This window comes from Fulvivirga sediminis, assembly GCF_016757215.1.
Classification (GTDB): domain Bacteria; phylum Bacteroidota; class Bacteroidia; order Cytophagales; family Cyclobacteriaceae; genus Fulvivirga; species Fulvivirga sediminis.
The window spans coordinates 443352-467063 of the sequence record NZ_JAESIY010000001.1; the positions used below are offsets into that span (position 1 = coordinate 443352).

24 protein-coding genes are annotated in these 23712 nt (G+C 37.0%); 15 read left to right on the forward strand and 9 right to left on the reverse strand.

What is annotated here, in order from left to right; genetic code table 11:
- Positions 1 to 50 precede the first annotated feature (50 nt).
- Complete coding sequence (locus JL102_RS01980; protein ID WP_202242000.1) at positions 51 to 857, reverse strand: SDR family oxidoreductase; 807 nt, start codon at positions 855 to 857, stop codon at positions 51 to 53.
- A gap of 64 nt (positions 858 to 921) precedes the next feature.
- Between JL102_RS01980 and JL102_RS01985 the strand changes: the two genes are divergently transcribed.
- A complete protein-coding gene (locus JL102_RS01985; RefSeq protein ID WP_202242001.1) occupies positions 922 to 1794 on the forward strand; it encodes a lysophospholipid acyltransferase family protein in 873 nt (290 codons plus the stop codon).
- A gap of 226 nt (positions 1795 to 2020) precedes the next feature.
- Here JL102_RS01985 and JL102_RS01990 read toward each other — a convergent pair whose 3' ends face one another.
- From JL102_RS01990 to rbfA, 4 genes are all read right to left on the reverse strand, one after another.
- Entirely contained in the window at positions 2021 to 2653 is a 633-nt protein-coding gene (locus JL102_RS01990) for a hypothetical protein (RefSeq protein ID WP_202242002.1), read from the reverse strand.
- Between the two features lie 22 nt (positions 2654 to 2675).
- Entirely contained in the window at positions 2676 to 5600 is a 2925-nt protein-coding gene (locus JL102_RS01995; protein WP_202242003.1) for a DEAD/DEAH box helicase, read from the reverse strand.
- A 184-nt stretch (positions 5601 to 5784) separates the two neighbouring features.
- The gene (locus JL102_RS02000; RefSeq protein WP_237390307.1) at positions 5785 to 7008 is read right to left on the reverse strand and encodes an FtsX-like permease family protein; all 1224 of its coding nucleotides are present in this window, start codon (positions 7006 to 7008) and stop codon (positions 5785 to 5787) included.
- Between the two features lie 3 nt (positions 7009 to 7011).
- Positions 7012 to 7410, reverse strand: a complete 399-nt coding sequence (rbfA, locus tag JL102_RS02005; RefSeq protein ID WP_237390308.1) for a 30S ribosome-binding factor RbfA — start codon at positions 7408 to 7410, stop codon at positions 7012 to 7014.
- 186 nt (positions 7411 to 7596) lie between these two features.
- Here rbfA and JL102_RS02010 point away from each other — a divergent pair, with 186 nt between their 5' ends.
- Positions 7597 to 9000, forward strand: coding sequence for a hypothetical protein (locus JL102_RS02010; RefSeq protein WP_202242004.1), 1404 nt, complete (start codon positions 7597 to 7599; stop codon positions 8998 to 9000).
- On the opposite strand, the gene rpiB is transcribed toward JL102_RS02010, so the two are convergent.
- Genes rpiB through JL102_RS02025 form a run of 3 tightly spaced genes read right to left on the reverse strand, consistent with a single transcriptional unit; the run spans position 8997 to position 11559 of the window.
- Positions 8997 to 9431: a ribose 5-phosphate isomerase B gene (gene rpiB / locus JL102_RS02015; protein WP_202242005.1), complete on the reverse strand. Its 435-nt coding sequence runs from the start codon at positions 9429 to 9431 to the stop codon at positions 8997 to 8999. The two genes, JL102_RS02010 and rpiB, sit on opposite strands and share 4 nt — an antisense overlap.
- Position 9432: 1 nt before the next feature.
- The gene (gene tatC / locus JL102_RS02020) at positions 9433 to 10284 is read right to left on the reverse strand and encodes a twin-arginine translocase subunit TatC (protein WP_394369220.1); all 852 of its coding nucleotides are present in this window, start codon (positions 10282 to 10284) and stop codon (positions 9433 to 9435) included.
- 3 nt (positions 10285 to 10287) lie between these two features.
- Complete coding sequence (locus JL102_RS02025) at positions 10288 to 11559, reverse strand: serine hydroxymethyltransferase (protein WP_202242006.1); 1272 nt, start codon at positions 11557 to 11559, stop codon at positions 10288 to 10290.
- Positions 11560 to 11686: 127 nt separating this feature from the next.
- On the opposite strand from JL102_RS02025, the gene JL102_RS02030 reads away from it, so the two are divergent.
- Positions 11687 to 12412, forward strand: a complete 726-nt coding sequence (locus tag JL102_RS02030; protein ID WP_202242007.1) for a head GIN domain-containing protein — start codon at positions 11687 to 11689, stop codon at positions 12410 to 12412.
- A gap of 12 nt (positions 12413 to 12424) precedes the next feature.
- Here JL102_RS02030 and JL102_RS02035 read toward each other — a convergent pair whose 3' ends face one another.
- Positions 12425 to 13141: a pyridoxine 5'-phosphate synthase gene (locus tag JL102_RS02035; protein ID WP_202242008.1), complete on the reverse strand. Its 717-nt coding sequence runs from the start codon at positions 13139 to 13141 to the stop codon at positions 12425 to 12427.
- Between the two features lie 77 nt (positions 13142 to 13218).
- On the opposite strand from JL102_RS02035, the gene JL102_RS02040 reads away from it, so the two are divergent.
- The 12 genes from JL102_RS02040 (at position 13219) to JL102_RS02095 (ending at position 23709) form a co-directional block, all read left to right on the forward strand.
- Positions 13219 to 13671, forward strand: a complete 453-nt coding sequence (locus tag JL102_RS02040) for a GatB/YqeY domain-containing protein (RefSeq protein WP_202242009.1) — start codon at positions 13219 to 13221, stop codon at positions 13669 to 13671.
- Entirely contained in the window at positions 13672 to 14208 is a 537-nt protein-coding gene (locus tag JL102_RS02045) for a CvpA family protein (RefSeq protein WP_202242010.1), read from the forward strand.
- Positions 14186 to 14758, forward strand: a complete 573-nt coding sequence (locus JL102_RS02050; protein WP_237390310.1) for an anthranilate synthase component II — start codon at positions 14186 to 14188, stop codon at positions 14756 to 14758. The genes JL102_RS02045 and JL102_RS02050 overlap by 23 nt, the downstream gene beginning before the upstream one ends.
- A 43-nt stretch (positions 14759 to 14801) precedes the next feature.
- The gene (locus JL102_RS02055) at positions 14802 to 15569 is read left to right on the forward strand and encodes an alpha/beta fold hydrolase (protein ID WP_202242011.1); all 768 of its coding nucleotides are present in this window, start codon (positions 14802 to 14804) and stop codon (positions 15567 to 15569) included.
- Positions 15547 to 16224 carry a CBS domain-containing protein gene (locus JL102_RS02060; protein WP_237390311.1) on the forward strand — a complete coding sequence of 226 codons (678 nt, stop codon included), beginning with the start codon at positions 15547 to 15549 and terminating at the stop codon, positions 16222 to 16224. Before JL102_RS02055 ends, JL102_RS02060 begins: the two co-directional genes overlap by 23 nt.
- Before the next feature lie 37 nt (positions 16225 to 16261).
- Positions 16262 to 17137, forward strand: a complete 876-nt coding sequence (locus JL102_RS02065; RefSeq protein WP_202242012.1) for an NAD kinase — start codon at positions 16262 to 16264, stop codon at positions 17135 to 17137.
- A gap of 79 nt (positions 17138 to 17216) precedes the next feature.
- On the forward strand, positions 17217 to 18305 hold the full coding sequence (locus tag JL102_RS02070; protein WP_202242013.1) for a DUF6089 family protein: 1089 nt from the start codon (positions 17217 to 17219) through the stop codon (positions 18303 to 18305).
- Position 18306: 1 nt separating this feature from the next.
- Positions 18307 to 19041 (forward strand): type IX secretion system protein PorG, encoded by a 735-nt coding sequence (porG, locus tag JL102_RS02075; protein ID WP_202242014.1) that lies wholly within the window; start codon positions 18307 to 18309, stop codon positions 19039 to 19041.
- A 59-nt stretch (positions 19042 to 19100) separates the two neighbouring features.
- Positions 19101 to 19826, forward strand: coding sequence for an isoprenyl transferase (locus JL102_RS02080; RefSeq protein WP_202242015.1), 726 nt, complete (start codon positions 19101 to 19103; stop codon positions 19824 to 19826).
- 20 nt (positions 19827 to 19846) lie between these two features.
- A complete protein-coding gene (locus tag JL102_RS02085) occupies positions 19847 to 22558 on the forward strand; it encodes a BamA/OMP85 family outer membrane protein (RefSeq protein WP_202242016.1) in 2712 nt (903 codons plus the stop codon).
- A 65-nt stretch (positions 22559 to 22623) separates the two neighbouring features.
- Entirely contained in the window at positions 22624 to 23154 is a 531-nt protein-coding gene (locus tag JL102_RS02090; RefSeq protein ID WP_202242017.1) for an OmpH family outer membrane protein, read from the forward strand.
- A 21-nt stretch (positions 23155 to 23175) separates the two neighbouring features.
- A complete protein-coding gene (locus JL102_RS02095; protein ID WP_202242018.1) occupies positions 23176 to 23709 on the forward strand; it encodes an OmpH family outer membrane protein in 534 nt (177 codons plus the stop codon).
- Positions 23710 to 23712 lie beyond the last annotated feature (3 nt).

Genomic DNA, 23712 nt, shown 5'->3' on the forward strand with positions numbered 1-23712 from the left:
CAAATATAACATAATCTACAATTTTCATCTGTATAAACACAGTAAAATCCTTATTTAAAAGGAGAATTTTCCTCTTTGGCCATAACATTATACACCACCTTATCCATAAAACCTGGTATCCATTTGTTTAGAAATACGGTAAGCTTGCCCTGTGTCGTAAGAGTAAGGAACTTTTTTCTCTTTTTCGTGGCCTTATAAATATGGTTGGCACATTCCTCTGCAGTCATCATTTTCTCCTCTTTTCTAGGAGAATCTCCCTGATGTGAACCATCAGCAGTAAGTGAACTTTTGCGAATATTGGAAGCAGTGAAGCCTGGGCAGGCAGTGAGAACATGCACGTTTTTCTTGAGCATTTCTGTTCTTAGTACTTCAAGGAAACCCTGTAAAGCAAATTTAGAGGCAGAATAACCCGTGCGAGCAGGTAGACCCCGATAACCTGCAATGGAGGATATACCCACTACAGAACCCTGATTCTTTTCTATTTCGGATAAGCAGTACTTAGTGGCGTAAAGAGCACCATAAAAATTGATATCCATCACTCTTTTTACTACAGAAAGATCTAACTCTGAAAATAATGCTCGCATAGATATTCCTGCATTATTGATTAGAATATCAATTCTGCCAAAATGTTTGACTGCCGCTTCAGCCATTTTTTGATTGTCTTCTTCTTTGCTAACGTCTGATTGAAAGGAAATTACTTCTATGCCTTTAGCCTCTAACTTGTTAGTAGCTTCATCTAGGGCTTCTTGCTTACGACCGGTGATCATAATTTTAGATCCATTTGCGCCAAATGCTTCAGCCAGAGCGTAGCCTATGCCTGATGATCCTCCTGTAATTATTACTACTTTATCTTTCATTGTTTAGCTTTTACTTCGCGAAAATAACAGTTTAGAAATAGTTTTGACCCCTTCTTTTAAATAAATGAGTAATTTTGGCATTCGTATGTTTATTATAAAATTACTTTCAAGGCTGCCATTATGGTTTTTGTATGGGGTGTCTGATGTGCTGTTTTTCATAGTTTACTATGTGGTAGGCTATAGGAAGAAAGTGGTATATCAAAATCTCAAAAATTCCTTTCCAGAGAAATCAGAGGAAGAAAGAAAGCTCATCGCCAAAAAGTTCTATCGTCGATTTATGGATTTTGCGGTGGAGACGCTCAAGGCTTTTACTATTTCTGAGAAAACGCTGATGAAGCATGTGAAGATGGTTAACTTCGAAATGCTTAACGATGAGCTTGCAAAAGGTAGATCTGCCGTGGTAATGGCCACGCATCAATTTAACTGGGAGCTGGCACTGCAGGCAAGCTGTGTTTATCTTTCATACCCTGTGGATGCCGTGTATCAGACCTTGTCTCATTCTGGCTTTAATAAGTTGATGTACGATGCTCGGGCTCGATTTGGAGGAGACCCTATTGATAAAAGTAAAATACTCCGAACAATACTCAAAACTAAGGAAAGGGTTCGTGTTATAGCCATGGTGGCCGATCAGTCTCCCAGAAGAAAGTCTGCCAAGCACTGGACAACCTTCCTTAATCAAGATACCGCCTTTTTTACTGGTGCAGAGCAGCTAGCGCAAACGCTCAACTTCCCGGTTTTGTTTTTTCGAGTTACAAGGCCAAAAAGAGGGCAATATCAGGTAGAGTTTATAAAGTTAGGAGAGCCACCTTATGATAATAAAAATCATGACATCGTGGAAGCTTATGTTCGTGAAACGGAACGAGTAATAAGAGATGAGCCTGAAGGCTACCTCTGGACTCACAAAAGATGGAAGCTGAAAAAGGAGAATCAGGAGTAATGCTCTAACAGAAGCATTTTCTGTTTTTCTGAAAGGGCATAGAAATCACTTGCTCTTTTATATTCTTCTTCTTTTTTGCCGCCTTTACCTGTTTTGGGTTGTTTGTTATAAAAGGCTAAGAATGATTCAGTGTCATTTTTAGTGCTAAAAATGGCTATTTCTGTATATACCCTGCTGTCAGGATCTGCATAGGGTGATTGAGTAAATGGCTCTAATGTATCTTTTTTTAGCCGTCTATAAATTTAGAAAAACCTCTGTTTAAAGGCATTTTCTTTTTAAGGAGTATTTTAGGATACCAGTTCGCTTCTACATGAGAGTAAGGAAATGTAGACCACTTTTGGTTAACCCCTATCATGGTCACGAATAATATCACTGCTTCCGTGGTCCAGACAGCCCATAAACCAAAATCTTTAAATGTAGTAGATCCTATACCCCATAGTCCATATTGAGAGATTTCGGATACAGCAGCGGCTAAGTCTATAGGGTGTGATACGAAATAAAGGAAATCGTTTAAAACAAAGGAGGTTGAATTGCCTTCAGGGTTTAAGTTTGCTGCTAAAGTAACATGCGCAGCCCATTGGAGATACATGGCTAATAGCCAAATAAAAGCCATGCATATTATCTCATTTTTATAGCCTACTATATGTCCCCATTTTACTATTGGGAATATTAAATAACCCAAAGCCGCACCAAATCCTACGCAGATGATCAGATTAGCGTAGATAAAAGGTGTATACCAGGTGGCAAAAGCATAAGCAATGGCTAGCGTAGGTACTATGGTTATGCTTAAAACAGCGGCCATAAGTAAGGCGTTTTTTCCTACCTTTTCCTTTGGCTCATAGATTTCTCCCGATTTCATCAATTATTATCATTATTTCATGTTATGATAATAGTGATTCTATGTCGGATTGGGAAAGACTTTTTACAAAACTTTCTTCTGTCGTTATCAGCTCACTGGCTAGTCGCCTTTTATGTTTCTGCAGGGCCAGGATTTTTTCTTCAACCGTATTTTTTGTGATGAACTTATAGGTGAATACTTTATTTTCCTGCCCTATTCTATGCGCTCTATCCACTGCTTGTGCTTCTATAGCTGGGTTCCACCAAGGGTCAAGTATAAATACATAGTCTGCTTTCGTAAGGTTGAGTCCTAATCCTCCAGCTTTAAGTGATATGAGGAATACCTTTAACTCAGGGGTGTTTTGGAAGCGCTCCACCTGACCTTGTCTGTCTTTAGTAGAACCATCCAGGTAAGCAAAGTCAATCTTTTTCTCTTTTAAATGCTCTGCTAAAATGGATAAGTGCTTTACAAACTGACTGAATATAAGTATTTTATGATCATCTCTGATGGCATTATCTAACTTGAGAATCACATCTTCCATTTTACCCGAGTCTCCATCATATTCCTGGTCTACCAATTTAGGGTGGTTTGCTATTTGGCGCAGTTTTGTTAGGCCTTGTAATAGTAATAGTTGTGACTTATTAAGGCCTTGATTTTCAATGTTCTCAAGGATTTTGTTTCTGTAAAAAGACTTCACCTTTTCATATTCTTTTTCCTGATCAGGTGTAAGTGAGCTGTATTGTATGTTTTCTACTTTTTCAGGGAGTTCTGTAGCTACCTGAGATTTATGTCTACGAAGAATAAAAGGTTTTATAATCGCATTTAGCTTTCTCATTTTATCCTCGTCCTGCTTCTTTTCAATAGGATTTAGGAATTCGTTTTTGAAAAAACTCTGGCTGCCGAGCAAGCCCGGGTTGATAAAGTGCATTTGAGACCAAAGGTCCATTGTGCTATTTTCAAGAGGCGTACCTGTGAGAATGAGCCTATTGCGTGCATTTAAATCCCTCACGGCCTTGGCTATGTTAGAAGCCGGGTTTTTAATGGCTTGTGATTCATCAAGAATTACATAGTTAAAATAATACTCAGTAAGAATATCAATATCTAACCTTACAATACCATAAGAGGTGACAATGATGTCATAATTAGCAAATTTACTAGGATCTTTATCTCTGTTAGTGCCAGTGTAGGTGAAAACTTTAAGTTTGGGCGTAAACTTCTTAGCTTCCATCTCCCAGTTATAAATAAGGGAGGTAGGCATAATGAGCAGTGAAGCTCCTTCCGCACCAGCCTCTTTCTGTGCTAATAGCATAGTGAGGGTTTGCACCGTCTTTCCAAGACCCATGTCATCGGCCAAACAGCCTCCAAATTTGTATTGATTGAGGAACATGAGCCAATTGTACCCCGCTTTCTGATAAGGTCTGAGTTCTCCTTTAAAGCTTTTAGGAGATGCGGCATCTTCAATTTCTTCGAAGCCTTTCAGAGACTCAAGCTTTCTGCTCATAGTTACCTTGGCCAGGTTTCCATTTTCAAGATCTTGTACCAGTGCAAGGTGGTGTTTCTTTAGCTTAGTAACACCATCTTCATCTTCTTCTGCAAAGGCAAATAGTTCCGAATATTCTGTGAGCCATGATTCAGGAATTACCGCTATTTCTCCATTGGGCAGCGTTACTTCCATCTTCTTTTTCACTATTAATTTTCGTAATTCCTTAAAGGAGATTTCGTAATCCCCAAACTGAATTACAGCATGAATATCGAACCAGTCAATGTTTTCTTTTACTTCTACTTTAATGCGGTATTCCCCGATGAAGTACTTTTTCTCACTTTGACCTTTTTGATTAAGCCTAAAGTTGCGTTTCTCTAGTTCTTCACGGTTGGTGTCTAACCAGGCAAAAGCGGTAGTTTTATTAATGGTAATTTTATAATTACGCATCTGTAGTCCTGAGCTTTGTAGAAATTGGATAATTTCCTTCTCGTCATCCAGCTTTCTTTTTACCCTATGGAAGGTGTAGCTATCTCCGGTCTTTTCTACGGTAACACTTACAGGACCTATGTTATTAGCCTTGAAGGTAAAAGGACCATATTTGAAAGATAGATCAAAAATCATTTTACCACTGTCCACCTGCTCTGGTTTATTTTTATCAAATAGAGAGAGGTTAGAGCTATTACCCGCTAGCTCAGAAATGGTTAGAATAGGTATAGGATCATAATTTTCGGTATTGATGTCAAATCCTTTAGCATAAACATCAAAAGAGGCAATTAGCGGAGCTACAAATTTATTGTAATACGTCTCTTCTACATTTTTAGGTATTACAATAAACTTTTTGTTTAAAAAAGGAGCTAATTTTTTCCCATCAACATTTTTTTCAAAGGAATAAAGTTTTCCATCGAGTACCATCCATGCCGGGTTTTTACAGATGATATAAGCGCCTTGATATTGAAAATCCACTTTTTCTCCATTATATTTTATAGTAGGGAAATAGTGGGTGTTGTCTTCATTTCTTCTAAAATGAAAGAGTACAGTTGCTTTGTTTTCTAATACTTCAATCTCCTTCCAGGCCGGCTCACCATCGTTGCCCATTTCAAAAACCCTTTTTCCCTTGAGTCTTTCCAGAACTTTGGCTCTTCTTCTCTCCATATATCCATTTATTTCATTCTGGAGGAGCTCATTGCCTTTGGAGTCATCATAAACCTTGGGAAAGAATTCTTCAGGCTTTACATTTTTTTTATTGAAGTGCTTGATCACAGATACCTGCTGCATAGAGTCCATAAGCTCTATAAGTTCATAATCGGTGGTGTCTAACCCTTCTTTAAACTCGGGTGCATTTTTAGCCGAGATATTTTGATGTTGAAGTGTTAGTTTGCCTTTGTCGTCTAAGTGAATAACAAAAGATTCGAACAAATAGCCTAGATATTCGTGCTGGTAGAGTGAATATATAATCTGAAAAGGTTGCGCTGCTGATACTTTCATAAAATACTATACAAACCGAACTCGCAAATTACGGGAAAATATGCAACTCTGCCCTCATAATTGCTTTTAAAAAGAGTTAAAAAACCTAAAATAAGCTTGTGTTATTTTTATTCAAAGTTTTGTTTGAATATTTTTTCAGTGTTGCAACATGAATATTTTGTTACAAATTATTCTTATTCCAGTTCTATAAATTAGTGGCTGTGTTATGTCTTGTAGCGATGATTGCAGGTCGATATGAAATAAGCAAAGTTATAAAAACAAGGCTGCAAGAGGTATATAGAAAGTCGGAAAACTTCATTTTAACGGGGTAATTTTCTAATACAGACGTTTCCATCCCCATAGAGATGAGGCCATAATTTTGTTGAAGCCAGCATATAGATCCTCCCAATACCAGTCCAATTAAAGCTCCACCAAGTGATATTATGGCGCCTTCAGCAATGAATATTTTTTTGATTAGTCTATTACTGGCTCCCATGGCATAAAGTATTGAGATATCTTTTTTCTTATCTAATGCTAGCATGGTAAGAGCGAAGAAAATATTAATAGAGCCAATGGCCAGAATAAATGAAAAGGCTATGAATACAAAAAGTTTTTCCAAATTAAGCAGTTTGTATAGGTCGGCATGTTGCTCTTCATTATTTTGAACTTTGAAGCCTTTGCCTAAGCTTTTCTGGAGTGATTTTTTCACACTGTTAATATTTACACCTTCTTTTGCCTTAATTTCAAGAGATGTCCTTTTATCTTCATAGTCGAGTAGCTCCTGAGCAAAGTCTAGTGGTACAAAAATGTAATTTTCATCATAGTTTTTTTCTATGGCGAACACGCTTCCAGGTAAGATATTCTTACGGCTATACAGCTTACTGGGATCTAATGAGCCTGCTTTAATATCTTTAATATAATGCACCTGTAGAGGGTATACGTCAGCTCCGGGCATAATGGAAAGAGTATATTGTACTCCTCTGCCAATAATAGCATAGTTGAGCCCGTTTTCATGAAGTTTTAAATCACCGCTAACTATGGCTGAATCAATTCTTTTTTGGTCAAGGAAATTGTCACTAACCCCTTTTATAATCACAACCATATCAGCATCTCTATATCTGACATAGGCGTAGTCTTCAATTACTTCGGTGATTATACCTATACCTTCAGTAGCCTGAATTTTATTTTTCATTTCATCAGTATAATGAAACGATTTACCTTGCACTGCTTCTATTTTAATTTGAGGGTCGAAGGCAGTGTAAAGGGAGCGGAGTAAATCTTCCAAACCGTTAAATACTGACAGCACTATAATCAGTGCTGCAGTACAAATGGCTACCATGGCCATTGAAATAAGAGAAATGATATTGATGAAATTTCTTTTTCTCTTAGAAAAGAAGTATTTACGGGCTATGAAAAATGAAAGGTTCAAGTATCAATCGTTTTTTTTGTCTTCCTCATCTTCCGACGGGATATCTAAATCATCTATTAATTTATCAATTCTTGAGGCCCTTTCTTCCACTTCATCCACATAAAATATAAGCTCGGGTACTATCCTTACTTGTTTTCCTATTTTATTGCCCAAATCTCTACGCAATTCGCTCTTGTGCATATCTATCTTATCTAAGAGGCCTTGTTTGTCTTTTACCAGCATCATAGATAAATAGATTTTTGCTACGCTGAGATCAGGACTCATTCTAACATCAGCCACAGTAACAAAGTTGTTAGTGAATATACCTTGTTTGTCTTTTTGAATGATGTCACTAAAATCTTTCTGAATTAACTTGGAAAACTTCTGTTGTCTTTTGCTTTCATTCATACTTGCAAATATCATATTTTTAATTGTAAACACACGCTAAATGCTGCGGATACGTCGCTTTATTTAGTGTAAAGCATATGTGTGAAATTAGGTTACAACATAACCTATGTATACCTTGAGCAAAATTTTAATGGTTATATGTTTCAGAGCTTTTAAAATATTCATTTACTTTTGAAGATAGGCTCACAAAATTGAATTTTTTTGCTTAGTTACTTTAGAATAAACGATCCATACAGGCTGGTAATCATATTTTTTTTACTACTAGCCCTTAGACTACCTGTAATTTTGAGTGATAGTGGTCTTACCGCTCCAGAGCTCAGTCATATGCTGGTAGGAGAAAAACTCAATAATGGCGCTTCTTTATATGAGGGGTTATGGGATAATATTGCTCCATTGTCTGCACTGGTATATGCTATAATTGATTTTCTTTTTGGCAGATCGCAGCAGGCTTATCAATATATATCTTTATTTCTTGTGGCCTTTCAATGCCTGATTTTTAATAAAATGCTTTTAGATAGTAAGGCATATAACGAGAATAATTATGTTCCTGGATTAGTGTATGGTCTGCTCATGTCATTCTTTTTTGACTTTTTTACTCTTACACCAGTACTGATGGGGCTCACCTTTCTTCTACTAGCCCTTGATAATCTTTTTGATCATATAGAGTACAGGGCTAAAGAAGATGAAAAAATATTGAACATAGGTATCTATCTGGGGCTCGCCAGCCTATTTTACCTGCCCTATATTATATTTGGGATAGCAGTAATACTCTGCTTTATGCTTTTTACAGGAACGGTTGCCCGTAGGTATTTGCTCATGATTTTCGGATTGATGTTACCTCTATTGCTTACCTCAGGCTATTTTCTTTTACAGCATAGGCTCACCGTTTTTATATATAATTATTTAAATCCTATTTGGCAGTTTCAGACCGATAATTATGTTTCTTTATTAGAGATTCTGATCATTTTCTCGGTGCCGTTGGCCTTTTTTCTTTTTTCTTTATTTAGAATCAGCCAAAGAGCAAGGTTTAATAATTATCAGGGCAGGCTAGCTCAGGTCATGTTTTTGTGGCTTATTTTTTCTGTTTTATTTACACTTATTAGTGGAGAGCTTGCACCTAATATTATGATGATATTTGTGCCTTTCCTTTCCTTTTTTATTGTACATGCATTCTTGCTTTTTTACCGTAGATGGGTTGCTGAAATAGTATTTACACTTTTTGTGGTAGCTACGGTATTTTTCAGTTTAGGGGCTTACTTTGATTTCTTTTTCACCTCTAAGTATATGTTGAATGACAAATATATGGTGGACTATACCGCTGGAAAGAAATGGGAGGGAAAACGAATCTTAGTGTTAGATAAGAATATCGCCTCTTATCGAAACGCTATTCCAGCTACTCCTTTTCTTAACTGGGAGCTAGTCGAAGGTCTATTCCGTAACCCTGAATACTATGATAACCTTACAATTATTCAGCAAGGGTTTAGTGAAGATATACCTGAGGTTATCATAGATAAGCACGCAGTGATGCCTGCCGTATTTGATAAGCTCCCTGAAATGAAAATGAGATATAGAAAAGAAGGTGAAGTATACTACCTTAAAAGCTAACAGCTTATTTTATTAACTCTTCGCTCATGCCTTCCTCCTTCAAAATCGTGAGATAAGAAAGTTTTTACTATGTCTTTAGCTGTTTCTTCCGATATGAACCTTTCAGGAATACATAATATATTGGCATTATTATGTTCTCTGGCTAACGAGGCTAACTCTTCATTCCAACAAATAGCAGCCCTAATGCCTTGATGCTTATTGGCGGTAATGGCTACTCCATTAGCGCTACCGCAAACCAATATTCCGAATGGGAATTCTCCTTTTTCTACAGCTTCTGATAAGGGGTGAGCAAAGTCCGGGTAGTCAACGGATTCATCAGTATAGGTGCCAAAATCTTTAACAGTATACCCTAAAGATTTTAAATATTCTGAGATCATACCCTTGTATTTAAAACCTGCATGATCTCCTCCTATAGCTATTGATTTTTCCATTTTAATATTCGTTGTCTCGTTGTCTCATTAATTCTTCTTTACGCTGTTTTCTCGTTACCTGTCTGGATATCATAATACTGATCTCATATAATCCGAATAATGGAACAGAAATAAGTATTTGGCTCAACGGGTCAGGCGGCGTAAGAATGGCTCCCATGATTAATATTACTACTATAGCATGCTTGCGGTAAGTACGCATAATCTCGGGTGTAATAATGCCTATTCTTGAAAGTACATAAACTACTATTGGTAGCTGAAATAATATACCACTGCCTAATACTAGTGTAGTTAATGTACCTACATATGAAGTAATATCAAACTCATTATATACGATATCACTCACTGTATAATTAGCTAGAAAATTTACTGACAGAGGTGATAGTATATAATATCCAAAGAGGACTCCCAATAAAAACAATAAAGTAACGAAGAAAACAGCTCCTCGGGTACTTTGCCTTTCAGTGCTGTATAATCCTGGCTTTATAAATCTCCAAATTTCCCAAAATACATAAGGAAAGGTAATAATTAGACCAGTTATTACTGAAGTTGTAATATGCATGGTGAACTGCCCCGTCATTTGCCTACTTTGTATTTTGAAAGGAACACTGTCAATACAAATAGCAGGTGTATGAAGCCAATCACCAAGCTTACAGAGCATGCGGAATGTCCAGAAATCTGGCTTGGCAGGGCCAAAAATGACCGTGCCAAATACGAAGTCTTTCATAACAAAGGCCGCTATAGAAAATAGTAATATAGCTGCCATTGATCTAACTAGGTGCCACCTTAACTCCTCGAGATGGTCCAAAAAGGACATCTCCTGCTCATCATCAAACTGATCTAACTTAGGTATCACGTATTATTTATATAATGGAAATTGTTTCATCCATTGATTTACTTCTGATTTTATTTGGCTTAGCTCATCCTCATTTTCATGATTGATAAGGCTCTTATCTATAAGCTCTACTACTTTGTTCATATCTTCTTCTTTCATGCCTCTGGTGGTAATAGCTGCTGTTCCTATTCTCATACCTGAGGTAACAAAAGGAGATTGATCATCAAAGGGAACCATATTTTTATTGATGGTGATGTCAGCTTTGATCAAAGTATTTTCAGCAATCTTACCAGTAAGATCTTTAGATCTAAGGTCAATAAGCATCATATGGTTATCAGTACCATCTGAAATGATTTTGTACCCTTTATCTAAGAAGGCCTTAGCCATAGCCTTAGCATTTTTAGCTACTTGTACCACATAATCAAGATACTCATCTGATAGAGCTTCTTGGAAAGCTATGGCTTTAGCTGCTATAACATGTTCTAATGGTCCGCCTTGAGTACCAGGGAAAACACCTGAATCAAGTATAGCTGATATGTTTTTAATTTGTCCTTTAGGAGTTTTAAGTCCCCAAGGGTTTTCAAAGTTTTCTCCAACCATGATCATACCACCTCTAGGGCCTCTAAGGGTTTTATGGGTAGTGGTAGTTACTATGTGACAATGCTCTAAAGGATCATTCAATAATCCTCTAGCTATGAGGCCTGATGGATGTGAAATGTCCGCTAATAATAAAGCACCTACTTCATCAGCTGCCTTTCTTAGGGTAGCGTAGTCCCAGTCTCTGCTATATGCAGAAGCCCCACAAATTATAAGCTTTGGTTTTTCTTTCTTGGCTGTTTCTACTACTTTATCCCAATCAATAAGGCCAGTTTCTTTTTCTACACCATATGAAGTGGGGTTATATAATTTACCTGAAAAATTAACAGGAGAACCATGGGTAAGGTGACCTCCATGAGATAGATCAAACCCTAATATTTTATCACCAGCTTCTAATACTGCCAGCATTACTGCTGCGTTGGCCTGTGCACCTGAGTGAGGCTGAACGTTTACCCAGCTGGCACCAAATAATTCTTTAGCTCTATCTATGGCTAATTGTTCAATTTCATCTACAACCTCGCAGCCACCATAATACCTTTTGCCGGGTAGGCCTTCTGCGTATTTGTTGGTAAGTACAGTGCCCATGGCTTCCATTACCTGAGGTGAAGTGAAGTTTTCTGAAGCAATAAGCTCTATACCAGACTCTTGTCTTTCTTTTTCCTTGTCTATAAGATCGAAAATTACTTTATCTTTTTGCATAATTTCTACGAGGTGAAAAATTGGAAGTCCAAAAATAGCGTAACCACAACATATTAACAATATTGTAGGTGTGCGATTCTGTCAGTCTTATAATTTTTTTATATTGCCTACACTAATCAATAAAATCATGAAGTTCAAATTATCACCATTTATTTTACTGTATGTACTATTAAATATAGTAGCCTGTGGGTCATACGTTGAGGAAAAAGGGAACGGAAAAATTATCACAAAAGAAACGGTTCTGGAGACTTTTAAAGAATTGGATCTAGGGGGCAATTATGAAGTGTTTCTGCGCAAGTCAGATAGTCCTAAGATTACTCTCACTACTGATGAGAATTTGCACGAGTTTATTACATTTAATGTTAAAGAAGGTGTTTTGCATGTAGATTCTGAAGTAAGCATGGCTAGTGAAGAACCTATACGTTTGGATGTGTACTATACCGATATACAGACCATCAGAATTGGAGGAGCAGTGTCTATAGAAAGTCTGGAACCTGTAAAGGGAGATCATTTATGGATAAGTATGTCTGGAGCAGGAGCCATAAATTTGGAAGTAAATGTAAAAGACCTAAAAGTGAATGTATCAGGAGCGGGAGCTGTTCAGTTAAGCGGACATGCCGAGCAGCAAAACGTGCAGCTTAGTGGAGCAGGTGGTTATGAAGCCGATGAGCTGAAAAGTGTAAATTGTAAGATTGAAATCAGTGGAGTAGGTGGAGCTTCGGTTTATGTCGAAGAAACATTGAATGCCTCCGTAAGCGGTGTAGGAGGAGTTTCATATAAAGGCAACCCTGAAAGTGTAGTATCTAATGTTTCAGGGCTTGGTTCTATAAGTAAAGATGGAGAGGAAGATTAAACTCCTCTCTTGCTAAATCTTTAATTGCTTAAGATACATTTGAATAGTGTTTTCAAGGCCTAAATAAAGAGCATCGCAGATTAACGCATGTCCTATAGATACTTCATCAAGTTCTGGAATTTCTTTCGCTAAATACGCTAGGTTATCTAGGTCAAGGTCATGCCCTGCGTTAAGCCCTAACCCGCTTTTTGAGGCTGCTTCGGCAGCTTTTTTAAAGGGGAGGATGGCATTTTCTTTGTTTTCAACATATTTAGTGGCATAGCTTTCAGTGTATAACTCCACCCTGTCAGCACCAATTTTAGCTGCATTTTCAACCATTTTACTATCGGGGTCTACAAATATAGATACTCGAACACCAGCCTCATGAAGTTCCTTAGTGATCTCTTTTAGGAATGCTTCGTGCGCCAGTGTATCCCATCCTGCATTAGAAGTAAGCACGTGCGGTCCATCTGGCACTAGGGTGGCTTGTGCTGGTTTTACCCTTTTTACTAACTCCATATACCTATCGTCAGGGTAGCCCTCTATATTAAATTCTGTAGTAATGACTTTTTTAAGCTCTATTACATCATCATATCTGATGTGCCTTTCATCGGGCCTTGGGTGTACTGTTATTCCTTGAGCTCCAAAGCGTTCGCAGTCTAAAGCTGATTTGATTACATCAGGATTATTACCTCCCCTGGCATTTCTTAAAGTAGCGATCTTATTGATATTTACACTTAACCGAGTCATTCGTTTTTTGAATATTTATAACTTTGTATTGAATGTACATGCAAAAGTAATAACTAGAAAAAGAAAATAACACACATATGAGCTTGAAACAACAGATCGATCAAGATATAAAAAAGGCCATGCTGGAAAAGAGGAAGGATGAACTTACAGCATTAAGGTCTATAAAATCTTCTATTTTATTGACAGAGACAGAAAAAGGTGGAGCTGATGAACTTAGTGAAGATACAGAGTTGAAACTATTGACTAAGGCTGCCAAGCAAAGAAAAGATAGCATGGAGCTATACGAAAAAGAAGGACGTGCAGACTTAGCCGATAAAGAAAAATTAGAGCTGGAAGTGATTAACAGGTATTTACCAAAGCAGCTTTCAGAGGATGAATTGAAAACCGAAATTTCAGCTATCATAGAACAGGTAGGTGCTTCCGGGCCTCAAGATATGGGTAAAGTAATGGGAGCGGCTACTAAGCAGCTGGCAGGAAAGGCAGACGGGAAAATGATTGCTAATATTGTTAAAGAATCATTGAGTAAATAATTGAGTATAATAGATATAGTTCTACTAGGCTTCATTTTATTTGGGGCTTACAAAGGGTATAGCAAAGGTTTTTTGCTAGAGATTATTACCGTACTGGCATTTATTTTGGCCGTAATTGGAGGACTCAAGTTGCTGCATGCAGGCATGAGTTTTCTGGAGAGTAATTTCAACCTTAGCGGAGAGCTGCTGCCATATATATCATTTGTTCTTATTTTTATTCTTATCATTTTTCTGGTTCACATGCTAGGCAAAGGACTAAAGAAAATATTAGATCTCACCTTGCTAGGTTCTCTAGATAACCTGGCAGGTGCAGTTTTAGGAATACTAAAATGGACGTTTGGATTAAGTGTAATTTTATGGCTTAGTGCTTCTTTTGGATTGGAAGTGCCAGATAAATGGAGGGTGAATTCTATAATTTATCCTCATGTGCTCACCTTTGCTCCTTCCATGGTAGAATATTGCTCTGTTATAGTGCCTTTTGCCCATGATTTGTTTGACACCATAAAGGAAATGCTTGAAGGAGATCCTGTTACTTGATAATTTTGACTCTTTTACCTATAACCTGGTTGACTATTTTAGCCAATTAGGGATTAAGAGTATAGTCTTTCGCAATGATGTTCCATTGGAAAAGATCACCACTACGAACTATGATGGTGTAGTGCTATCTCCCGGTCCGGAAACACCGGGAAAGGCGGGAAATCTTATGAAAGTAGTGGAGTGTTACCATAAAAAGCTGCCTATGCTCGGGATATGCCTAGGGCATCAGGCAATTGGGGAATTTTTTGGAGGCAAACTAATTAAAGCACAGGTGCCTATGCACGGAAAAATTAGTGAAATATCTCATTCAGGTGATATTCTCTTTAAGAATTTACCTAAAAAGATTAACGTTGTACGCTATAACTCACTTTTAGTAGAGCCTTGCCCAGATGTTGAGGTGATTGCCACTACTAAAACAGGAGAAAATATGGCTTTAAAACATCGTAATTTGCCACTTTGGGGGGTGCAGTTTCATCCGGAAGCTGCTCTTACCGAATACGGTTTAGAGATGTTGAAAAATTGGGCAAGTTATAATAAGAAAGCAGTTTAATTGCTCATTTTTGTTTACTTTAGTATCAGTCACATAAAGAATTATGGCATTAACTATAAAAGAAGAAGATAAATTTAGATATATAGACGAAGGGTCAGGCGAGGTGTTAGTTTTATTACATGGACTTTTTGGAGCATTAAGTAATTGGGAAGGTGTGGTAAATTACTTTAAAGATAATTACAGAGTTGTAATTCCTTTGTTACCCATTTATGATATGCCCTTAAAGCAGGCTGGCTTAGATGGTTTAAACTCGTTTTTAGAAAAATTCGTAGCTTTTAAAGGGTTAGATAAAATGACTCTTATTGGTAACTCATTAGGTGGCCATGTAGGGTTAATTTATACTCTCAAAAATAGTGATAAAGTAACTAATTTAGTGCTTACAGGTAGCTCTGGGTTATTTGAGAATTCAATGGGAGGCTCTTTCCCTAAAAGAGGAAGTTATGAGTACATTCAAGAAAGAGTAGCTTATACTTTTTATGATCCTCAAACAGCTACCAAAGAGCTCGTAGATGAAGTTTTTGAAACTACTAAGAGTATTCCTAAGTGCTTAAGAATAGTGGCTATTGCAAAATCGGCTCAAAGGCATAATATGGCAAAAGAGATACCCAAAATTTCTCAGCCAACATTACTGGTTTGGGGGTTGAACGATACCATTACTCCACCACTGGTGGGGCATGAATTCAATAAACTTATACCTAATTCAGAACTTAAGTTTATTGATAAATGTTGCCATGCTCCTATGATGGAGCATCCTGAAAAATTCAATTTCATCCTTAATCAATTCTTAGATGCTAGACAAAATGATAGCTGAAGAATTAGTAAACCATATGATTCCTCCATTAAAAGCCACTGATCCGGCTCATAAAGCTATTTTATGGATGGAGGAATTAAGATGTAATCAATTGCCAGTGGTGCAAGATGAGTCTTTTATGGGATTAATTACAGAAGATATGATATTGGAGGCTAATGATGTGGAAGCCAATATATCCTCCTTCAATTTAATGGGGTTGAATTGCTATGTGCACGATAGCTCGCACTTCTATGAAGTAATAAAAATTGCTTCAGATAATAATGTGCAAATGGTGGGTGTGCTGGATGATCAGGAAAAGTATAAAGGGGTGATTACAGTTCAAGACACTATTACCTCCTTTGCTCAGTCGGCAGCTGTGCAGATTCCGGGTGGCATTGTGGTGCTTTCTATAAGTCAAATTGACTATTCTTTATCAGAAATCAGCCGCTTGGTGGAAGAGAACAATGCGAAAATATTAAGTAGTAGTGTTAAGGAAGATGAACTAGATCCATCCAAAATAAAGCTTACACTGAAATTAAACCGTTTAGATTTAACCCATATAGTAGCTACACTAGAAAGGTTTGGCTATAAAATTATTGCCAGATTTCAAGAAACTAAAATTCAGGATGATGAAAAAGAGAGGCTGGATATGCTTCTTAGATATCTTGATATTTAATAGTTAATTTACGGTTACGATAAATCCATTTGATTAGATGAGAATAGGTATTCATGGTAAGGAATTTACTCGAGATACTGAAGACGTAATTCAATCAGTTTTTGATGAATTAAAAAAGAGGAGAGCGGATATCGTTGTATCTTCAGAGTTTAATGAACACCTTATCAATAATAATATAGACTCGGGGAAAGTTGAGATATATCAACTAAGGGAGGATCTCAGTGAACTTGACTATATGCTTACCCTTGGAGGTGACGGTACCCTGTTAGAAGCCCTCACCCACATAAGAGATAAAAATGTGCCTATATTAGGTATAAATACAGGTAGACTTGGTTTTTTAGCAACAACAGCCAAATCAGATTTTAGAAATGCCATTGATGCTCTCTTTTCTAGAAATATTGATATAGACGAAAGAACCTTATTGAGGTTAGAGTCAGATGATCATCTTTTTGGAGATTTGAATTTTGCTCTTAATGACTTTACTATTTTGAAGAAAGATACCTCTTCGATGATAGTGGTACATGCCTACATAGATGGAGAGTTTTTAAATTCCTATTGGGCCGATGGTATCATTTTATCTACCCCTACAGGATCTACAGGCTATTCGATAAGCTGTGGCGGGCCTGTGGTGTTGCCGCACTCCGATAATTTTATTCTTACTCCGGTAAGCCCTCATAACCTAACCATTCGTCCTATAGTAGTTCCAGATGAGTCGGAGTTGTCATTTACAATAGAAGGAAGAAGTAATAATTTCTTAATATCGCTTGATTCTCGTTTTGAAGTAGTAGATAGTAGCGTTAGACTTACAATAAAGAAAGAGAGTTTTACCGCCAAACTAGTAAAATTAAAAGATAATAGTTATTTTAAAACTCTGAGACAGAAGCTGAACTGGGGACTGGATGTCAGAAATTAATTTGTAAAAGAAGGAAATTAATGTTTATTTTTGATAACTTTTATGTACTAGTCTTAGTAGCTTTTTTAATGAGATTACAATGAAGAGATTTTTTACTATTGCCATCTGCCTACTTTTTTATCTTGTCTCTGTTCAAGATGGTAATGCTCAAATAAGAAGTAAAAAAGTCAAACGCAATAATAAGCGTATGGCAAATTATAGAGGGAAGAAAAGTACTTTTGGTAACAAAAGATACAACTATGTGGGTGTCTCAGTAAGTGCTTTTAACTATTTTGGTGATCTTTCTCCTTTATCTAATAGAATTAGTACTGATATCTCTACTACTAAGCCAGGAATAGGAATTTTCTTTGGACGTAGATTTGGGCCTAGGTATACTTTACGAGCTTCTTTTAATTACGGTACTGTTTCAGGTAGCGATTATAAATCTGCAGATCCTAATGATGAAGATGCTAAATTCAGATATATAAGAAACCTTCATTTTAGAAATAGAATTAAAGAACTTAGCGTTACAGCTGTAATAGATTTACTATCTAATGAGTCTACCTATATTAACAGGGTGCAGTTTACGCCTTATGTTTATGGTGGGGTAACAGTGTTTCATCATAATCCGCAGGCTTATGTGCCTGAAGAAAGTGGCCTGCCTGAGGCTGGAGAGTGGGTAGATCTTCAACCTCTAGGTACAGAGGGGCAGTTTGCCAATCTTCAACCTGGAGATCAAAATGAAGGTATAAAGCCCTACAGTAGAATACAAGTAGCTATACCAATGGGAGTTGGATTCAGATATAGACTAAATCAGGTGATTGATCTGTCTATAGAAACAGGAATGAGGTATTTATTTACTGATTATCTTGATGATGTTAGTCGTAATTATGTGAATTCGGATAGATTTACGGGTGATAATGCTGCTTTAGCCAGTTACATGAGTGACTTATCAAGGGCTACCACAGGTGGGGCTACCAATGAACCTCGTGATCTTTCGAACCCCAGTATTGCAGAAATTTATTATAATACAATAGACGTAAACGGAGAACAAAAAATAAGAGGTTACGGGTCTGAGTCTCCAACTAATATTAGAGGTAATAGCAATGATAAGGACCTTTACTTCGTTAGCTCTTTTAAGATAGCCTTTATAATAGGGGCTACTTATAGAAGAGCTAAATTCAGATAATATGAATAGAATCAAGGAATTGTTTATAGGGAGATCTATCATAGGTTTCCCCTTTTTTATGTGTTTATTTCTCTTAAGCTCTGCCTTGCAGGCGCAAGAAACCGAAGTGGGTTTTGGTTTGGGAGGGCTTAAATATTCAGGAGACCTCTCCAGAGGGATTAATCTGAACTCTATCAAACCTGCAGGGACTGTTTTTTTTAGATCTAATATTAGTAGTGCTGTTAGTTTCCGGATAGGAGCTACAGCTGGTAAATTGGCCGGTAGTGATGCTAAAACTCCTATCGATGTGTTTGCGAATCAGAGAGATGCAAGTTTTGACATTTTTTTGTTTGAAGCTTCTACTGTGTTTGAGTATCATTTCCTTAAATGGAGAGAGCAGTCTGGTCAGTTACGGTGGACTCCATATTTTTTCGGAGGCATAGCTATATTTGGAATCTCTGGTATGGATGAAAAGCCAGAGGAATATAGTAATGTGCAGCCTTCCATCCCTTTTGGGCTGGGAATTAAGTATATTTTAAATCCAAAATGGTATCTTGGCGTTGAATTCGGAGCCAGAAAAACATTTTTTGATTATCTGGACAACGTTAGTGGCGGAGACGGCGTGATAAAAGATTATCAGTATGGGAATGAATATGATAATGATGCCTACTATTTTATAGGAGTTACACTTAACTATGCATTTTATACCATACCTTGCCCTACTAGCCCCTACAAGAAAAATTACAGAAGAAATTAAAAAAAAGTATAAAATAGGCTTTTTTATATTATTAAAGTTAATTTTGCGTTTCTGTGTCCATGCCAAATGAAAATATCGTAAAAGAATTGCTTCCTAAACACATTGCTATAATTATGGATGGCAATGGAAGATGGGCTAAAAATAAAGGTGCTGCCAGAATTTTTGGTCATAGGAATGCCATCACAGCTGTTCGCGAGGCAACAGAAGGCTGTGCTGAACTTGGGGTTGAATACCTTACTTTATATGCCTTTTCTACCGAAAACTGGGGTAGGCCTCCAGAGGAAGTTTTAGGGCTTATGGAGCTTTTAGTAGCAACTATTAAAAGGGAATTAAAAACACTCCTTAAAAATAACGTTAAACTTACTACCATCGGAGATACCGACGCTTTACCCAAAAAGTGTCGTAAGCAACTATTGGAGGCGATAGAAAACACGAAGGATAATACCGGCCTTACTTTGGTGCTGGCATTAAGTTATAGTGGTCGCTGGGAAATATTACGAGCGGTTAAGCGTTTGGCTAGTGATGTGAAAGATGATAAGCTCAATATTGAAGATATCAATGATGAAAATTTCGGAAGATATCTCAGTACAGCTAATATGCCAGATCCTGAATTATTAATTCGAACCAGTGGTGAGATGAGAATCAGTAACTTCTTACTATGGCAGCTGGCATATACAGAGATTTATTTTACACCAAAACTTTGGCCTGATTTCAGACGAGAAGATCTGCACGAGGCCATTATATCATATCAAAAACGAGAACGGCGATTTGGTAAAATTAGCTAACAAGTGAATACTTGATATTAATGAAGAAGACATTATTTTTCCTTGCATTTATTTTTATTATTATTAATTCCTCAGAAGCTCAATTCAGAAGGAGGGCAAATGCACCTTCCGATACTGAAGGAGGCTTGAACTATTCTAATCCACAAGAATATGTTATTGCTGATATTCAGGTAACAGGTTTAAGAGTGCTGGATAAAAACGCCCTTATTTCACTTAGCGGTCTTAAAGTCGGAGATAAGATTAAAGTGCCAGGAGATCAGATTAGTGGAGCAATAAGGAAGCTGTGGAAACATGGCCTTGTAGGTGATGTGTCCATCCAGATTGATAAAATCGAAGATGATAAAATCTATCTGAACATAGAGCTATCAGAGCGCCCCAGGCTTACTGGCTTTACTTTTGAAGGAACAAAGAAATCTAAAGAATCAGATTTAAGAGAAGATTTGAATCTGATTAGAGGTAGAATTCTTAGTGATGCTATTATTAGAAATACAGAACTAACCGTTAAAAAATATTATGTCGATAAAGGTTATCTGTATGCTGATGTTAAAGTGATTCAACAAGAAGACACTGTAAATAGAGATGGTGTTAAATTAAGAATTGTGGTGGATCCAAAAGCGAAGGTGAAGGTGAACAAGATTGACATAGTAGGCAATGAAATGTTTGATGATAACCGCATTAAGAAGAAAATGAAAAAGACTAACGAGCGAGTTAGGATTTCTTTATTTAAACGCGGTGCCGAATTACTTGTAGGAGCCACCAAACCAAAAAACATTAAAAGTTTTTTAGATTCTACTTATGAAGTTTCTGGTAAGGAACTAAAAGAGTTTATTAACGATAACGTGAAGTTGAACTTTTTTAATTCTACAAAATTTATTGAATCTGAATATGAGAATGATAAGGATAACATTATAGCTTTTTATAACTCTCATGGGTATAGAGACGCGGAAATAGTTAGAGATTCTGTTTATGCGAATAATGAGAACTCCGTTAACATTGATATCGAAATTTCTGAAGGTAGAAAGTATTATTTTAGAAATATAATCTGGACAGGTAACTTCGTTTATGATGACGCTACTTTGGATAAGGTACTTGCCATCGAAAAAGGAGATGTATACAATAAAGAGCTAATAGATAAAAAACTTTCATTCAACCCTAAGGGAACGGATATCAGTGGTCTTTATATGGATGATGGATATTTATTCTTTAGAGTTAATCCGGTAGAAGTAGCAGTAGAAGGAGATTCAATAGATGTAGAAATGAGAATCTATGAAGGAGAGCAGGCTACTATCAAAAATGTAATCATTGCTGGTAATGAAAGAACCAGAGATCATGTTATCAGAAGAGAGCTTTATACTATTCCAGGGAGAAAGTTTAGCCGATCGGATTTAATACGTACTCAGCAAATGCTTTCTCAGTTAGGTTATTTTGACCCTGAGCAGATTAACCCTGTTCCAAAGCCTAACCCTGCTGACGGAACTGTAGATATAGAATGGAATCTTGTGGAAAGATCTAGTGACCAAATAGAGCTATCAGGAGGTTGGGGAGGTCAACTTGGATTTGTTGGTACTCTGGGTTTATCTTTGAACAACTTCTCTATGAGGAATTTGGTCAAAGGAAAGTTTAACCCAATCCCTACAGGTGACGGTCAGAAACTGTCTATGAGAGTGCAGGCAACAGGTCGTCAATATCAGAACTATTCAGTTTCATTTACAGAGCCTTGGTTAGGAGGTAAAAAGCCTAACTCGTTTACTGTAAGTGCCAACTATTCTATACAGAGAGCAAGGCAATATGAAGATAGAGACGGAGATGGCGTTTCTGAGTATATTCCTCCTTATGGTAAGTACAACGCACATATTTCGGTTAAGGGAATTACGGTAGGTTTAGGAAAGAGACTACGCTGGCCAGATGACTATTTTACATGGACTAATTCATTGTCTTACATGGTTTATGGTCTGGATAATTACAGATTTAGTGGTCTGGATTTTGCCAATGGATCAGCTAATAGCATAGCCTTTAATTCTACAATATCTAGGAACAGTGTTAATAGCCCAATGTACCCTACAGGTGGTTCAACCATATCATTAAGTGCATCTTTTACACCTCCTTATTCTTTATGGAGAGATATAGATTATGAAAAAGTAGAGGCTTCTGAAAGATATAAGTGGATTGAATACCATAAGTGGATGTTTGACTCCAAGTATTACCTTACAGTGGTGGGGAAATTAGTATTGGAGGCTAAAGCACACTTTGGTTTCATAGGCTCATATTCCAGTGAGGCTGGGATAGGACCTTTTGAAAGGTTTAACCTTGGTGGTGATGGTCTTGCCGGACAGAATTTTGTACTAGGTACTGATGTCATTGGTTTGAGAGGTTATCAAAATAACGCCTTAACACCTCCATATGATCGGACAATTGCTCAAAATGGAACAGGTAGAATTGAGGGAGGAATTGTATATGACAAGTTTGGCCTTGAGCTAAGATACCCTGTAACTACAGGACAAGCCGCAACTATTTATGGTTTTGTTTTTGCTGAAGCAGGTAACAATTTTGATAATTATCAGGAGTTTAATCCTTTTGAAAACTACAGATCAGCTGGTTTTGGTGCTAGAATATTTATGCCAGCCTTTGGTTTGATTGGCATCAACTGGGGATACGGATTTGATACTGTACCAGGGGATACTGAAAGAAGTGGCCCTCAGTTCCACTTTACTATAGGGCAGCAAATCAGATAAGTTGAGGTTAGTGAATAAGGATTAAAATAGTGTTTGATAATTTAGAACCATAAACCTATTGACCTATGAAAAACCTATTTATTTTATTTTTGGCATTATTTTCGTTCGTTAATGTTTACGGACAAAAATTTGGATATGTAGACACCAATTATATACTTAGCAAAATGCCTGAGTATAAAGAAGCACAGGGAGAGATAGAAAAGCTTTCTCAAGGCTGGCAGGATGAAATAAAAGAGATGTCTAAGGACATCGAATCTATGTACAGTGAGCTTCATGCTGAGGAGGTTTTGCTAACAGCCGAGATGAAAAAAGACAGGTTGGCTGAAATAGAGAGAAAGGAAGATGAGCTAAAAGCTTATCAAAAAAAGATATTTGGATTCGACGGTTTATTCTTTTTGAAGAAAAAGGAATTGGTAAAGCCAGTTCAGGACAAGATATTTGAGGCTATAGAACGTGTATGTAAAGAGCAACGTTTGGCAATTATGTTCGATAAATCAGGGGAGTTAGTAATGATATATACTGATCCCAGACATGACTATACCGACTATGTGCTTGATGAGCTAGGGTTGGGAGATCCAAATGATGTAATAAAGTAGAATGTTTAATTTAAATATATCATGAAAAACAAATTATTTTTAACCATTATAGCCTTTGCGTTTATAGGACTTGCTACCGTGCAGGCACAGACTACAAAAATAGCCTATGCGGATGTAGATTATATATTGAGCCAAATGCCTGAAGCTAAGCAGGTAGAATCTGACCTAAAGGCACATAACACTCAGTTACAAAATCAATTGCAAGCTAAATATCAGGAGTATCAGGAGAAGCTACAGGCTTATCAGCAAGGAGCATCTACAATGGATGCAGCTATCCGTCAGGATAAAGAAACTGAATTGGCCCAGTTGGAACAAAGAATCCAAAAGTTTCAGCAAGATGCTCAGAATTCTATGCAAAAGAAACAAGCTGATTTAATGCAACCTCTTTATGAAAAAGTGGGTAATAATATTGAGTCTGTAGCTAAAGAAAATGGTTATACTTATGTGCTTAATGGACAAATTGCCGGTGTAGATGTAGTGCTTTATGCTGATTCTAAATTCGATATTAGTGATTTAGTATTAAAGAAAATGGGTGTTACGCCTTCAGGTAAATAAAAT

Excerpts from the sequence above, each read along its gene's own strand:
- JL102_RS01990 (WP_202242002.1), bottom strand. The coding sequence starts at position 2,653 with ATGAAATCGGGAGAAATCTATGAGCCAAAGGAAAAGGTAGGAAAAAAC.
- JL102_RS02060 (WP_237390311.1), top strand. The coding sequence starts at position 15,547 with ATGCTAGACAAAATGATAGCTGAAGAATTAGTAAACCATATGATTCCT.
- rbfA (WP_237390308.1), bottom strand. The coding sequence starts at position 7,410 with ATGATATTTGCAAGTATGAATGAAAGCAAAAGACAACAGAAGTTTTCC.
- JL102_RS02095 (WP_202242018.1), top strand. The coding sequence starts at position 23,176 with ATGAAAAACAAATTATTTTTAACCATTATAGCCTTTGCGTTTATAGGA.
- JL102_RS02085 (WP_202242016.1), top strand. The coding sequence starts at position 19,847 with ATGAAGAAGACATTATTTTTCCTTGCATTTATTTTTATTATTATTAAT.
- JL102_RS01985 (WP_202242001.1), top strand. The coding sequence starts at position 922 with ATGAGTAATTTTGGCATTCGTATGTTTATTATAAAATTACTTTCAAGG.
- JL102_RS01995 (WP_202242003.1), bottom strand. The coding sequence starts at position 5,600 with ATGAAAGTATCAGCAGCGCAACCTTTTCAGATTATATATTCACTCTAC.
- JL102_RS01980 (WP_202242000.1), bottom strand. The coding sequence starts at position 857 with ATGAAAGATAAAGTAGTAATAATTACAGGAGGATCATCAGGCATAGGC.
- JL102_RS02080 (WP_202242015.1), top strand. The coding sequence starts at position 19,101 with ATGCCAAATGAAAATATCGTAAAAGAATTGCTTCCTAAACACATTGCT.
- JL102_RS02025 (WP_202242006.1), bottom strand. The coding sequence starts at position 11,559 with ATGCAAAAAGATAAAGTAATTTTCGATCTTATAGACAAGGAAAAAGAA.
- JL102_RS02090 (WP_202242017.1), top strand. The coding sequence starts at position 22,624 with ATGAAAAACCTATTTATTTTATTTTTGGCATTATTTTCGTTCGTTAAT.
- JL102_RS02035 (WP_202242008.1), bottom strand. The coding sequence starts at position 13,141 with ATGACTCGGTTAAGTGTAAATATCAATAAGATCGCTACTTTAAGAAAT.
- JL102_RS02070 (WP_202242013.1), top strand. The coding sequence starts at position 17,217 with ATGAAGAGATTTTTTACTATTGCCATCTGCCTACTTTTTTATCTTGTC.
- JL102_RS02065 (WP_202242012.1), top strand. The coding sequence starts at position 16,262 with ATGAGAATAGGTATTCATGGTAAGGAATTTACTCGAGATACTGAAGAC.
- JL102_RS02040 (WP_202242009.1), top strand. The coding sequence starts at position 13,219 with ATGAGCTTGAAACAACAGATCGATCAAGATATAAAAAAGGCCATGCTG.
- rpiB (WP_202242005.1), bottom strand. The coding sequence starts at position 9,431 with ATGGAAAAATCAATAGCTATAGGAGGAGATCATGCAGGTTTTAAATAC.
- JL102_RS02030 (WP_202242007.1), top strand. The coding sequence starts at position 11,687 with ATGAAGTTCAAATTATCACCATTTATTTTACTGTATGTACTATTAAAT.
- porG (WP_202242014.1), top strand. The coding sequence starts at position 18,307 with ATGAATAGAATCAAGGAATTGTTTATAGGGAGATCTATCATAGGTTTC.
- JL102_RS02055 (WP_202242011.1), top strand. The coding sequence starts at position 14,802 with ATGGCATTAACTATAAAAGAAGAAGATAAATTTAGATATATAGACGAA.